Origin of the sequence: Pseudomonas putida (assembly GCF_002025705.1) — a bacterium.
GTDB classification, from domain to species: domain Bacteria; phylum Pseudomonadota; class Gammaproteobacteria; order Pseudomonadales; family Pseudomonadaceae; genus Aquipseudomonas; species Aquipseudomonas putida_J.
Genome location: NZ_CP018846.1, coordinates 1,786,649 through 1,799,804, shown reverse-complemented (window position 1 = coordinate 1,799,804; position 13,156 = coordinate 1,786,649). Strand labels below are relative to the sequence as shown.

General features: G+C 50.3%; 10 protein-coding genes. All 10 read right to left on the bottom strand.

Annotated features, from left to right (window positions below):
• Positions 1–23 precede the first annotated feature (23 nt).
• Genes BUQ73_RS08190 through BUQ73_RS08145 form a run of 10 tightly spaced genes read right to left on the bottom strand, consistent with a single transcriptional unit; the run spans position 24 to position 13,084 of the window.
• Positions 24–1,517 carry a leucyl aminopeptidase gene (locus BUQ73_RS08190; RefSeq protein ID WP_079227384.1) on the bottom strand — a complete coding sequence of 498 codons (1,494 nt, stop codon included), beginning with the start codon at positions 1,515–1,517 and terminating at the stop codon, positions 24–26.
• Positions 1,514–2,143, bottom strand: a complete 630-nt coding sequence (locus tag BUQ73_RS08185) for a YitT family protein (protein ID WP_161492834.1) — start codon at positions 2,141–2,143, stop codon at positions 1,514–1,516. Before BUQ73_RS08185 ends, BUQ73_RS08190 begins: the two co-directional genes overlap by 4 nt.
• A gap of 25 nt (positions 2,144–2,168) precedes the next feature.
• A complete protein-coding gene (locus BUQ73_RS08180) occupies positions 2,169–3,506 on the bottom strand; it encodes a CapA family protein (protein ID WP_079227382.1) in 1,338 nt (445 codons plus the stop codon).
• A 31-nt stretch (positions 3,507–3,537) separates the two neighbouring features.
• Entirely contained in the window at positions 3,538–4,542 is a 1,005-nt protein-coding gene (locus BUQ73_RS08175; protein WP_079227381.1) for a dipeptidase, read from the bottom strand.
• On the bottom strand, positions 4,539–6,149 hold the full coding sequence (locus tag BUQ73_RS08170; RefSeq protein ID WP_152031521.1) for a hypothetical protein: 1,611 nt from the start codon (positions 6,147–6,149) through the stop codon (positions 4,539–4,541). The genes BUQ73_RS08175 and BUQ73_RS08170 overlap by 4 nt, the downstream gene beginning before the upstream one ends.
• Positions 6,150–6,163: 14 nt before the next feature.
• Positions 6,164–7,612 carry a S10 family serine carboxypeptidase-like protein gene (locus BUQ73_RS08165; RefSeq protein WP_161492833.1) on the bottom strand — a complete coding sequence of 483 codons (1,449 nt, stop codon included), beginning with the start codon at positions 7,610–7,612 and terminating at the stop codon, positions 6,164–6,166.
• Positions 7,609–9,027, bottom strand: coding sequence for a S10 family serine carboxypeptidase-like protein (locus tag BUQ73_RS08160; protein ID WP_079227378.1), 1,419 nt, complete (start codon positions 9,025–9,027; stop codon positions 7,609–7,611). Before BUQ73_RS08160 ends, BUQ73_RS08165 begins: the two co-directional genes overlap by 4 nt.
• Positions 9,024–10,172 carry an aminotransferase class V-fold PLP-dependent enzyme gene (locus tag BUQ73_RS08155; protein ID WP_079227377.1) on the bottom strand — a complete coding sequence of 383 codons (1,149 nt, stop codon included), beginning with the start codon at positions 10,170–10,172 and terminating at the stop codon, positions 9,024–9,026. Before BUQ73_RS08155 ends, BUQ73_RS08160 begins: the two co-directional genes overlap by 4 nt.
• A gap of 5 nt (positions 10,173–10,177) precedes the next feature.
• The gene (locus BUQ73_RS08150) at positions 10,178–10,708 is read right to left on the bottom strand and encodes a RidA family protein (protein WP_202818630.1); all 531 of its coding nucleotides are present in this window, start codon (positions 10,706–10,708) and stop codon (positions 10,178–10,180) included.
• A gap of 42 nt (positions 10,709–10,750) precedes the next feature.
• Positions 10,751–13,084, bottom strand: coding sequence for a TonB-dependent receptor (locus tag BUQ73_RS08145; RefSeq protein ID WP_079227375.1), 2,334 nt, complete (start codon positions 13,082–13,084; stop codon positions 10,751–10,753).
• Between the last annotated feature and the right edge of the window lie 72 nt (positions 13,085–13,156).

Sequence of the window (13,156 nt, the reverse complement as noted above, 5' to 3'; positions counted from 1 at the left end):
GCTACACAAAGCCTTTCGTCTCGTCAAGCAGCTCCCAAGCCCTGCATGTCAGCAAAGTCTTGTAGGTATCGCGTCAGGAGCCGCACTGGTCGGCCTGTGGCGCCTTTCATCTGACTTCCTCGTAAAGAAGCCGTTCCAGCTACGTCAAGATGAGCCCAGGGATAAGCCCTCGTGAAGCGTTCCAGGAAACGCGCCGCCGTTATGCTGCCCGCGGGCCTACCACCCTCGTTGCGTACATCCGCGAATGCTGAATTGAGAGCCGAGTCATAATCCGCATCAAGAGGCATCCGCCATACGCTATCACCCGAAGAATTAGCCGCAGAGACGAGTGATCGTGCGAGCACATCCTCCCTTGCAAACAACCCGCTATGTACGCCTCCTAGCGCTACGATGCAGGCGCCCGTTAAAGTGGCAATGTCAATCACAGCGCATGGATTGAAGCGTTCAACGTAAGTGAGAGCATCGCAGAGCAGCAATCTACCCTCGGCATCAGTATTGATCACCTCTATGGTCGTACCGTTAGCGGCGCGGATGATGTCGCTCGGACGAAAAGCGGATCCAGAAGGCATGTTCTCGCAGACAGGAATCACTCCGATGACATTCAGGGGAAGGCCCATCGCGATAGTCGCCTGAAGGGTACCTAGGACAGATGCGGCGCCACACATGTCGTACTTCATCTCGTCCATAGCATCAGACGGCTTGATGGAAATACCACCCGCATCAAAGGTCACGCCTTTACCCACCAGTACTATGGGTGCCTGATCAACCGTTCCTCGCTCAATCTTCACTACGATCAATTTAGGGGGATGGATAGAACCACTGGCCACGGCCAAGAACGCATTCATTTTCAGTTCCAAAAGCTGTTGTTTATCCAAAACGTCTACAACAACCCCGGAATGTTCACCCAACAACAGTGCAGTGTCAGCCAGGTACTGCGGCGTGCATATATTGGGCGGAAGATTGCCCAAGTCCCTACACATATCAACACCATCAGCAACAGCGCAAGCTCTGGCTATATGCTGATCAATGGCAGCACTCTTGACAGGGATAAATTGGGTAAACACCTGGAATTTTTTGGGCGGATTAATTTCTCCTTTAAACTGACTGAACTGGTAATTTACATCACGCAAAGCCAGCATCGACAGACCTGCCAAGTCCCCTTCGCCATCTTGTTCAGAAAGACACCAAAGCAACTGCTCGCATCCAGAAACAGCTTGGGCCGCTGCGATTGCGCACCGATTGAAATCCCTGACACTCAGTTTTAAGGCCTCACCCATCTGGACTACTACAACGCGTTTCAAGTCACCCTTGAGCACCTGATTTAGAACTAACACACCGCTTATTTGCGTAGGAAACTCGTGATGATTCAGAGAAAGCCCAATTGAACCTTGGAACGCTTCATCAATAATTACCCCAGCCTCAGTCAGGGTTCTTCCATAGACCCCCACCACCACCGCATCGTAGGTGGCCTCGCTCAGCGACCCTGAATCTAAAATACTGACCAAGCGGGATTTCATTTTTCACCTCGAGTTTTAACCACCAAGCCGTGAGCGGGATATCTATCCTTCCTAAAATTCATCGCTAGAATTCCATTGAGTAGAAATGAACCGCCTAGAGAAAATAATGCAATCGTCCCAGGAACAACTGCCAACGAAGCCAGCAAAATGCTTGCATCGAAAAACAGTTGCATATAGCCGACCCTCACCCCTAGCCTCTCGGAGAGATAGATAGACAAAATACCGACCCCTCCTATGCTTATGCTATGCCGAAGCAATATAAGCATACCTACACCCAACATTAGATTCCCCGTCACAGCAGCATAAACGGGATCAATTCCCGAAAGATGCAGAAATCCTGCATGGTACTTTGTCATTACCGACACGGTTGCGACGGCCAAAAAACAAATGGCGGTAAAACTGCCACCCATGCTGCGCAAAGCCAAAACATAGAAAGGTATATTCAATAGAAAGAAAGAGACCTCTATCGGAACGTTAGTGACATAGTTAATTAGCAATGATAGCCCTGCGGTGCCCCCAGTCATCAGTCCGCCAGCGTGCAGAAACACCAGCCCAATTGATATCATCACAGTGCCGATAGTAAACGCGCAAAGGTCTTCGAATAACGTATGACGAAACGCAACCATCACTGCAAGCCCGCCCCAACTATTATCACAGACATATAACTCCAACATCACCTTTGATTACTATCGAAGTACCAAACTCCGCTGAGTCGAGCTGTAACTGCTGGAGAATCCTGGTGGCGTCTTGACCAACAGCGATTCGAGGGTGCCCTTGAAGCCCAGGATTTTCGGTTTTAGTTAACAACAGAGGGAATATTTTTACCGTGGAAAGTCGGCCTGCTGAAAACTCACAAACTGGCAGAACGCTGTCATACCAACTCACTGGAAACTGAAATATTTTCCTAATATATTCTGGCTTTGTAAATTCAAGAGGATCGATAGTTAGTTGGCGGGCCGCATCAACTGTAGGCCCTCGCCCCCCTTCCAGCTGAAGGAAAAAGCTGCCTAAGCCATAGAATATTGGCTTGCCTTTGTAGATCTCTATGCCTCTGACCAAATGCGGGCCTGTGGTAACTACAATATCCGCGCCTGCATCTACGGCTGCCCTATACAAGATTGGCATAAAGTCAGCAGGTCGACGATCAACGCCATCACCAGAATAGCTCTCATGGCCGTGCAGACCAAACGCCACAAAATCTGATACTTGTTTAGCGCCCCGGATAGACCGAACGATTTCTTTAAAATCATGAGGGTTCATCTCGTAGCGCAAGCCCGAGCGTTCGCCCACAGCGAAAACTTCGTCACCCAACCTCAAGCGATCAGGGTTTCCATGAGCGCGGCTATCGAGGCCGGTACCAATGCCCTGAAGACACCCGGCCTTCCAGACTACCTGCATACCCTCGGCAGTTAGCACGTTGACGGGAGTTGTCCTCAGGACACTGATACCAGGTCTTGCCCCAACCTCTCCGTCCGCATTACCCGCTGGAGACATTGGGGTGAATGTACTTGCAGCGGCCAGTACCGCGACCCTGCCTTTCGCGGTTTCGAGATATGCAGGCGCTCTCGCTGCCGCCAGACTCGTACCGGCACCTGCCACCGCGACACCGGCACGCCTCAGTTCACTGAGGCTGGCATTCATTCCTTCTATTCCCCAATCCGTCGCGTGATTATTAGCTTTGGACACCACGTCGATGCCCATGGCCTTGAGATCATCCGCAACGACTGCATCGCTAACTGGATATCCCCCGCCGTTTTCAGCAGCGCGGAAACCCTCGAAGTGGTCAACATCAAAAATTGAGCCTTCCTGATTTGCAAAAGTAACGTCGGCAGCCTTTAGCAAATCAACGACGTCCCGAAAACGAGTGCCTATGCGGACGGTTTCAGGTCGTGTAGGACCAATCAAATCTCCGACAGCAGCAAAAGAAAAATTGTCGGTGACAGTACAAGGAAACTCACATCTTCCTGACTCTGGGAGTGTTAAAGACATCCTGCACCTCGAAAAGCTCAAAAGAGAAAAATCACCGCCAAACCTGATTGGCGATACGCATATGATTTCCACCAAATAACTTGGCTAGCAACGACTGCGAGTAACCTCTATCACTCAACCGGAAAGCGATCTCATTGAATCGCCAAGGCGGGATCATTTCCAACCCGCTGCCACTAGGAAACAGCTCGGGGGGAAAAGTCTCAGGATTACTCAAAACAGCCCTTTGAACATCCTCTTGATCAAAGGAATAATCCGTGCCTATTCCCACATGATCTTCCCCAACCAAATCAAGGCTGTACTCCAAATGACGCATGAAAGTCTCAGTACTTGCATCGTTATTACCAAGAAAAATACCGATACCATTAAGACCGATAACACCACCCCGCTCAGCACACATTCGCATCAAGTCGTCTGGAATATTTCGCGGATGATCGTACATAGATCGCGGATTGGAATGGGAAAAAATAACTGGCGCATCAGACACTTCAATCGCCTGTCTCGCCGTCAAATAACCCGCATGAGTACAGCAGAGCACCATCCCAACTTCATTCATCACCTTTATAATTTGGCGACCGTATTCAGTAAGCCCACAATCATTATCTAGACAACCGCCCCCGGCAGAGTTAGATCGGTTGTATGCGATTAACATCCAACGCACACCAAGATCGTAGTAAAGCCGCACCAGGTCAGGTTGATCAGCAACGGCACCCATCCCTTCGATATCGAAACAGATACCTAACTGGCCAGAGCGTTTGGCTGCCAGAACGTCCTCTACAGTCAACACGAGTCTAAAACTGTTCGAATTCCGCGCAATCCAATCCCGGAACAGTGAGATCATCCTGAAATGCTGCTCTACGCTATCATTGCCATAGCCAATCGGTAAGGTGACAACATCAACTCCAGCATCACGACAATGCTCTAGCTTGCATAAATAACCATCATCTCGGGTTCTGAGCGGCATGCATACGTGGTTATCCCAAATAATCCCTCCACCCGTCAGGGCGCTGAGTTCACGACGATTTTCTTCAAAACTCATACCTCACCTCGGTCGAGCTTGGTTACCCACTCATACCCGACAACACACTGCCCGCGGGGCGAATAGCTAATTTCATAGAGTTCGCCTTCACGGGAAACTGTTAAATTGAAATCGCTTTCCACGTCGGATGATGCTGCCCCAACTCGATCGTGTCGGACGACAACATCACCCTCACGCAACCCAGCTTTAGCAGCGTTACTTTCAATGTTAAGACCGCGGATCTGCCCCTCCCTGAAAGACGACTCCAGGAAGCCTAAATCGAATTGTTTCAATTCAATAGTCTTCCTAGTGAATTCTCTTCCGAATGCACCTGGAGCCGGCACCAGCACCGAACCAGACATCATTTTCTGAAAGTCGATAGATGCTTGTTCGCCAATGACTTCAGTAAGTTTACTAAGCCAAAGCTCTTGATTCAGGCGGACCCCCTCATTTTTGAGCGCAATCAATTCGCGCACAATGTCATCAACCCGAACCTTATCATCACTCGCAGTCCTCAACTGGTAGTCTACGGATGCCAAATAGAGGAGCCCACGGTCATACGGGAGCGTACGAACAAGAGAGTCGCTCCAAAAGTAACGCTGAACGTGATTTTGAGGCAGACCAATATTTGGATTTCCGTAATAATTTTGAGTACTCGCGCGAAGCTCGCGCAGGAAGGCATCGCTGTCTACCAATCCGGCTCGATAGGAGATGATAAGCTTGAAGTATTCAGCACACCCTTCTGCATACCATGAGTGCTCCGCCCCTTGATCATCCAGGCCCTTAGCGAGTGGGTGGACCATCTCATGCGCCATCAGAAAGCGTAACGAGTCCTCCGATTGAGGCTCCATGCCATATCCGATCATAAAGCTGTCGACCAAGGCAGCGCCTCCGCTTGAATCAATTGAGCCAGGGCGAATAAACACTCTGAACGGCTTCGTTTCCAGGGGCTGGAAAAAATCTGCTATCGCTTCGTAACTACGTTTGATCCATGGCAGCGTGGACTCGCAGCTGAAATTGGGTTTGCCAACCCACCAGGCGCTGAAGACGCAATCCTGTTCTACTGCATCAGGGACGCTCTTCAATGGCCCAGCCATGAAGAAGCTACTTCTAACTTCTTCCAGGGTGCAGCTCAAAATAAAATCGCCGGTACCGAGGCTGCACACTCCACGGGCGCCTGTAGACATTAGGCTCAAGTCCCACTTCAACGACAAGGCCACCTGCCCCTCTAGAATAGGCAGAAGCAAAAATGTAAGTCCTGCGCCACTTACACCAGGAGCGTCGCTGCGCAGGTCAAATGGCGGAGCACTATTGCGATGCGAAGAAGATTTTGGCACAGGCGCTGTGTAGGCGACGCGCACAGGGCCCACACTACTTCGCGCTGCCGAATACCTCACCATTGGGATAATCGCATTGCCCGAAGCTGTCGGCATGATTTCAACAGCGATAGCCCCTATGTCATCAGTCACCCGGATTTCTTCGGGTAGATAGCTGACTGATTTGATACCAGCGACAGTCGACGGTATCTCCAGGAATGGCTCACCAACAAGAACCGTAGCGTCCTCCAGCACAACCGAAATTTCTAAATAACCACAATTATCCGATTGCGGTTTAAGTTGCAGCGTCACCGAATGCTCTATTTTCAAACTTTAGTCCCCTGACTGGAATTACTTTCCGCCTGAGCAATGAACATTTTCAAGGCGTCCGTGACCTGCTCGAACACATCCTGGTCGTCATACAGTGTATGTCCCGCGGGGAATGCCTGAATTGAAACACGCTCTAGAGGCAATCCTGCATGCTCAAGCGAATACCGCGCGCCAAGATACGGCGTGCTCAAATCAAAGTACCCACAAAGGCATAGAAGCTTAAGATTCGGATTGTCACGCATCGCATTAGCCAGATGCTGCCCTCTGCTGACATAGAAGCGAGTCGACGGCAAGCCAAAACGCCAATCCCACTCAGCGTTAACCCCCAAGTTAAGGCTGACATATGGCCTATTCAAATTAACAGCCAGCTCATCACAGAAATACTGGGCAACCGTAAGCGACATTCCACTAATGATCAAAGCAGGATCACTGGTTGGCTGACTACTTTTCGAGCTATTTACACGTGCGGGTTGAGCAGAGCCCACAATTCGGCCATCTAGCTGGCCTATCCGCACATTGTCACTTGCAAGCAACGAGTTCATGAAAAAGTCTAGGTCGACGCGTAAGTCTTTCTTTAGGATAAGCTCAGCAGGCAAACCGAGTAAGCCTGCAAGCTTGTCAGAAATCAATTTCCTGGTAGCTTCTGGCAACCGCCCCCCTTGTTGCAATGCGGAAGCATACTCTCCCTGCGCAAAAGTACTTACGTCGGCCACTAACTGGTCAAGCGCGCCACGCTTGTCGATACGCTGGTGGTACCACGCGCATGCAGCCATGCTAGGAAGCAAAAAAATAAATGGTAAATCGTTGCCCACAGCGCGGTCCGACGCACTCGCATCAATCATTGGCGAGATGATAGTAAGGCCGGATAGTTTCAGGCCCTCTGCTTTTTCTACCAAAGCGGTGAGGCGGTAGGCACCATAACTCTGCCCTGCCAAATGAATAGGGTCATTCTGGCGGCCATGCGCCTGTAGCCAACAGGCAATGAATTCCAATACAGCTTCAGCATCTCCCTCGACATTCAGGAAGTGCTTTAAAGAGCCTCCCTCCACAATCTGATTAAAGCCCGTACCGACAGGATCTATGAACACTAAGTCAATCAGCGCCAACGGGCAGTTTGGATTGTCACGGAGTTGATAGGTATCTTCATCGATTGCCGTAATTAAGCGTGGACCTAGCGCCTTGAAATGGAGTGGCAAAGAAGACGCACCAGGCCCTCCATTGAAGAGGAACATGACAGGCCGAGGATTGTCCGCACAGCCTCCCGCAAGTGTATAACTAGTCGCAGAAATTGTGGCCTGAGCGCGATTGTCACGGCACAGAGTTAGCTCAGAAAATGTAGCGTCATAATCCAACATCCTCGCGCCCACCCGTAGGCTATGACGACTAGAAGGCCATTGATTAAACGATTGCACGTCCTCTTTGATATCGCTGACGACCCCGGTCATTCCTGCTGATCCCCCACAATAAAGCATCGAATATCGTCCATGAGCTTTCGCAGATTACGCTCAACCGTATAGGGCATATGCCCACCCTCATAGCAACAAAGCGTTGTTCGGTCCCGCGGCCACTCAGATTGCTTGATAGCGTGGAGCGTGGCGCCTAACGTAGTCATCAAGTCGAAGTAACCAACACCCACCCAAACTCGAAGATTGCTATCTGCTGCCATCGCCATATTTATATCAGCAAGATAGGGCCAATCACTGAAGGGCGTGGCATTATGCCAATCCCACGCATCCAGGCTCGTTACAGGAGAACTGACCTCATAGGAATCAGGGGCTTGTAGCTTGAGGTTACCTTTGAGGTAATCGCCATGAAAGCGATAAAGAGCACGATGCAACGCTGTAGCGGGATCAGCGGTAGTCGAAAATCCTTCCGAGGTATAGCGGGAATCGATGAAACTCAGTACCTGACCACGCTCTCGTAGCAGCTCGTTTCTGAACTGCATCTTCGTTAAGCGTATGTTATTCTCCAAATGGACCTTCGCACTGACACCCGTGAACTCCGAGAGTTTTCCCGCAATGATTTCTTTTCCTGCGGAATCTAGGTCATTACCCTTCATAAGCGAAAGGAGATATTCACTTCCCGCGAATTCGGCTGCGCGCTCTAGGAACTCGACCAAAGACATCTCGCCTCGATCAACCTTATTATGGTACCAAGCAGTCGCTGCTAGCGTTGGCAGAGAGGCTACATAGCTTAGTACGTTAGCTGGACGTTGCACGGTATCCACGATATTGAGTGCTTGCCCTAACAGCATGACACCCGAGACTTTAAGATTAGTCTCATCATTGATCACCTGCCGAGCCGCTACAGCGGCCCGAATCGTCCCATAACTCTCGCCGAAAAAATACACTGGCGAAACTCTTCGATTTTTATAACCCGTCCATACTTTAACGAAATTCACCAGCTGCCTAGCATCAGCTTCAACACTAAACCCATCAGCTAACTTGCTAGCGCTTCCTACTTTACTGAAGCCTGTCCCTGCGGGATCGAACATCACCAAATCAGCAACATCCAACAAACAGTTAGGATTATCACGAAGCTCGAGCGAATCCGGCAAAGCGTCCAGGTCATCTGGGAAGGCTACGTATTTTGGCCCGAAGGCCAACATGTGCAGATAAACCGAAGGAGAAATTGGCCCGCCATTAAAGACAATAATTACGGGCCTATTAGAATCCACAGGTGTCCGCACATAAGACGTGCAGACCAAGTGCACAATCTGCTGGGAGACCTCATCGACCACTTCATGGGTAGAAACTTCCGCTTCATAAGTGAGTTCGACCCCATTGAAGCGGCCACGACAAACCACGCAGGTTTCGAGAGCCTGTGCGTTTGAAGATAAAGCATGTGTCTCCACAGTCATGAGAGAGCCTCGAACAATTTTTCAACATCATCCATATCGTTGTGGAACGACAGTGAAATACGAAATCGATGCCGATAGATAGAAATATGAATATTCGCTTGACGCATACGCTCTGCGAAAGAGGTTGTGTCCGCGCACGCAAAACTAACCAATGCACTACTACTTTCAGGCGCCGTCATAGCGCTATAACCCATACCGGGCAGCGTCTCTTGAAGTCTTCGTAACAATGGCGCTCTGTGATTTGTAATACGTTCCTGGCCTAGCTCTAGCAGCCAGCGAAGGGAAGGCTTCAATGCAGCAACAGCTCCGTTACTCAGTGAGCCGACTTCAAAGTAGCCCGCTACGTTGTCCTTCGACCTAGATTGAAATGGTGCTACACCAGGCTCGTCGAAAGGAAAAATATGGGAGGTGAAATGGGCGAGCTGCCGGTAGCCAAACTGACTCCTCTGGATCTGTTCCAATAGGTTGCGGCGAACGTAAAGAAAACCCGCACCAAAATCACCCATCAACCATTTGTAGGTAGAGCACGCACAAAAATCCACCCCACTGGCATGCACATCTAGGGGCACACTACCAGCCGCCTGAACTATGTCAGCATAAACTAGCGCCCCTCGTGAATGCGCTAATTCGCAAACGGCTTTTAAGTCGTGCTGGAAACCATTAATTGCTGAAACCAACGATATCGCAACCAATCTCGTTCCCGGCGTAATCGCCTTGGCCAGATCCTCTAGATCGATTCGACTATCACGAGGCATAACTATTTCAACGTCGCCCCCCTGCTTTCTAAGCTCATTATATAAGTGCAGGGATCCGGGAAAATGATAAGCGTCTGTTACAATGCGGCCATTAGATCCGGGAACTAGACCCAAGCTCGCCAACACGAGGTTTTCCCCTACTGTCGTACTGGAGACCCATGCGATTTCATCAGGGTCAGCTCCAATCAACTGAGCAAATAACTGTTGAGCTTCAGCGCGATCCGCTGGCATGTCTACCAATGGTGAGTTAGCGTTCATCAGGCGAACATCAAGATAATCCTGCATCGCTTTTACTGAGCGAAGAGGTACTGGGTGCATAAATGCGCCGTTGAGTTGGATGCCATCAAAAGCAAACTCTTTACGGATTTCGGAGCCGAAGATCGCAGTCATCTGATTCAAGCCTCAGTGAATTCCGAAAATATCGCCAGCTCGCCCTCGATCTCTACCGGGATATTAAATGGCAATTCCGACATGCCAACAGCGCTGCGCGTGTGCTTTCCACGTTCTGCGCCAAAAACCTCGAGAATCAAATCGGAGAAACCGTTGATGACACTAGGTTGCTCAGTAAATCCAGGAGCGCTATTTACCATACCGAAAATTCTATGCCAGCAACGAATCCGATCTAGATTTCCAAGTTCAAGCTTAAGACTGCCCAAAATACTGATGGCGGTATATCGAGCTGCTAGATACCCTTCTTCGACGGAAAGCTCTTGACCAACCTTACCTAATTTATGGCTCACACCTACGGGCGTTCCGCCCATGGGCCCGTGACCAGAGATAAATACTCGCGTGCCGTCTACCTTTACAAAGGGAAAAGGCAGCCTTACACCTTCAGCAGTAAATCTTTCTTGCGGTAGCGTGATGCCAAGTTCAGTTAATCTTGCCTCAGTTAAGCCCATACCATAAACCTCTTGCAGTGGCACCACTGAGGCGACCTCCTAAATGATGAGGCCGCACCCAGCAAATTATTAGAAATGTGTTGAAAGTGACACACCAACGGTTCTAGGTTGCAAACGCGTGTCAGTGAACACATCGTTATCAGTTGCGAACGTATTGCGACCACCTGTTCCTACGAGTGAATCTCGATTAAACAGATTACGTACGTAGAGGCTGGCATCCCAATCCCCTGCTCTGATTCCACCTTTAAGGTCTACAGTTGTGTAGGACGGCAAAGTGAAACGAGTGCTAGTGGCCCGATTCGGGAAGCTTCCTCCACGATCCCCCATATACGTGACCGTAGCCCCCGCATACCCGGTATAAGCCCCCAGAATGGGAAACTCTTGAGTCGCAGAGAGAGAGCTACTCCAGCGCGGGGAGTAAGGCAAGCGATCACCGTTTTGCACTACCGGATTGCGTGGATCAGCCTCGACAAATCGCGCATCGGTATAGGTCAAGGTTCCATTGATCGTAAGGCGATCGGTCGGCAACCAGGTAAAGCTATTCTCGATGCCTTGACTACGAGCCTTCCCTCCATTTGCCATATAGTTAAAGCTACTGGCTGAGTCTGTAAGGGTGGTTTGAACATCTTTCCAGTCAATGTAGAACAGCGCGGTTTCAAGGGATAGGGTTTTATCGAAGAATTCACCCTTCAGGCCAAGCTCATAGTTAGTAGTTGTATCTGAATCATATGAGCTTGGAATTGATGAACTTACATTACTAGACGGGTTAGGACCGCCAGGACGATAGCCTGTGGCGACGCGACCATAGACCATCAGGTCTTCAGTGATTTTATAAGAAGGGCTGACCATGAAGGTGTAGCCAGTCTCTTGGGATTTAGAGAACGTTGTCGCAGTTGCACCGTTCAACAGCCCACCAGTACTGTCCGTAAAGCGTTGCTTGTTATGTGCCGCCCTCACACCTGCCTGCAACTGGAACCGTTCGGTAAAATGATAGGTTCCCATCGCGTATGCACCCGTTTCTCGGTAGTCCAACTCGCTTCCCAGGTCATAAAGCGAAGGTCGCCCTAGGTTCACACCAGTCTGGATATCAGCGATATACACATCCTGCCCGGTAGAGACCAATTCACGGGTAAAGAACAACCCGGTACGCCAGTCAAATGCACGCCCGTCTTGAGGGGAGTCCAACCGCAGTTCTTGCGAGAATTTGTTCACGCTAGTTGGCGTCTCAGACCGCATCCCCATGGTGGAGGGATCGTAACCCAATGCAGCTCCAAGCACGGGGACTTGTCTCGTGATCAAATATCCGAAACTGGAACTTAGATCCTGGCCAATTTTGTTGCGAATCTCACTATAGGCCGAGACTGAGGTAAGGGTTGCCCATCCGAGATCTGCCTCTACATTGGTATCAAGAAATCTAATTGTCCGCGAATAACCATCTGCCTCGTCTACACGTCGATGGTCATTATCACCGTCAACCCAGGAGCCATAAGCACTTGTACGGTCAATCCCCGCACCTGCGTAAGCATCAGTGTGCTGCTGTAGGTAGGACGTGCGTACGGTGATCTCATCGTTGAGGAACCACAGGCTCGAAATACGGCCACCGGTAGTTCGGGTAGCATTCACATTCGTTTTGCCTAGTCGGGGATCGTCAACCCAACCCGGATCCTCTCTATCGAAAGCACTCAAGCGCAGCGCAAAGGTGTTCGAAATGATGGGGAGGTTTACAGCTCCGCGCGCGCCATACCCAGTCCCCCCATGGTCTACCATTGAGCCATCAATTTGAAGCTGACCACTAAATTTGTTCGTATCCGGTTTTACGGTCACATATTTTATGAGCCCGCCCAAGCTAGACGCGCCGTAGAGAGTCCCCTGTGGACCCCGGAGAACTTCAATATGGTCTAGATCAAAAGGATCAATGTTAGGAACGAGTACGCTTGACCCGCCGACGAAAGTGGACCCGCCGAAAGGCGCATCATCGATCGTGAAGCCAACCACGGGGTTGCCAGCAGCTGCTGCACCAGTCGTAACGCCACGCATTGCGACCTCAGTCCTGCCGCCAGGGCTCGAGGAAAGGCTCAAACCCGGAACTTTTGTGTAAAAGGTTTCAATCGTAGGAGTGCCCTCCTGGATCAACGTATCACTCCGTACAGCCGAGATAGACATCGGAACATCCTTCGCCTCTTCGTCACGCTTGTTAGCGGTGACCATGACTCCCTGTAAAGTGCCGACCGGCACCTCTTCCTGGGTAGCCATCGAGCTGTCGCTGTTGTTTCCTGTTTCCGCCATGACAGGAAAAGCCAAGCTCGCAGCGCTAAGAAGGACTACGGCGTGACAGTGCTTTGACGAACACCTGATAGCATTGGCAACAGCGACACTCAACCGCTTTAGCTTGCAGTGATCCATACTTACTCCGCTTTATTATTGGCCTGGCAGGTTTTATGGGTTCTATTTCTTTTTGTTGTCTGCGATGCAAAG

What these genes read in the sequence shown, in the direction of transcription:
- BUQ73_RS08175 (WP_079227381.1), bottom strand. Translation starts at nt 4,542, where the DNA reads ATGAGTTTTGAAGAAAATCGTCGTGAACTCAGCGCCCTGACGGGTGGA.
- BUQ73_RS08190 (WP_079227384.1), bottom strand. Translation starts at nt 1,517, where the DNA reads ATGAAATCCCGCTTGGTCAGTATTTTAGATTCAGGGTCGCTGAGCGAG.
- BUQ73_RS08165 (WP_161492833.1), bottom strand. Translation starts at nt 7,612, where the DNA reads ATGACCGGGGTCGTCAGCGATATCAAAGAGGACGTGCAATCGTTTAAT.
- BUQ73_RS08180 (WP_079227382.1), bottom strand. Translation starts at nt 3,506, where the DNA reads ATGTCTTTAACACTCCCAGAGTCAGGAAGATGTGAGTTTCCTTGTACT.
- BUQ73_RS08185 (WP_161492834.1), bottom strand. Translation starts at nt 2,143, where the DNA reads ATGGTTGCGTTTCGTCATACGTTATTCGAAGACCTTTGCGCGTTTACT.
- BUQ73_RS08145 (WP_079227375.1), bottom strand. Translation starts at nt 13,084, where the DNA reads ATGGATCACTGCAAGCTAAAGCGGTTGAGTGTCGCTGTTGCCAATGCT.
- BUQ73_RS08160 (WP_079227378.1), bottom strand. Translation starts at nt 9,027, where the DNA reads ATGACTGTGGAGACACATGCTTTATCTTCAAACGCACAGGCTCTCGAA.
- BUQ73_RS08155 (WP_079227377.1), bottom strand. Translation starts at nt 10,172, where the DNA reads ATGACTGCGATCTTCGGCTCCGAAATCCGTAAAGAGTTTGCTTTTGAT.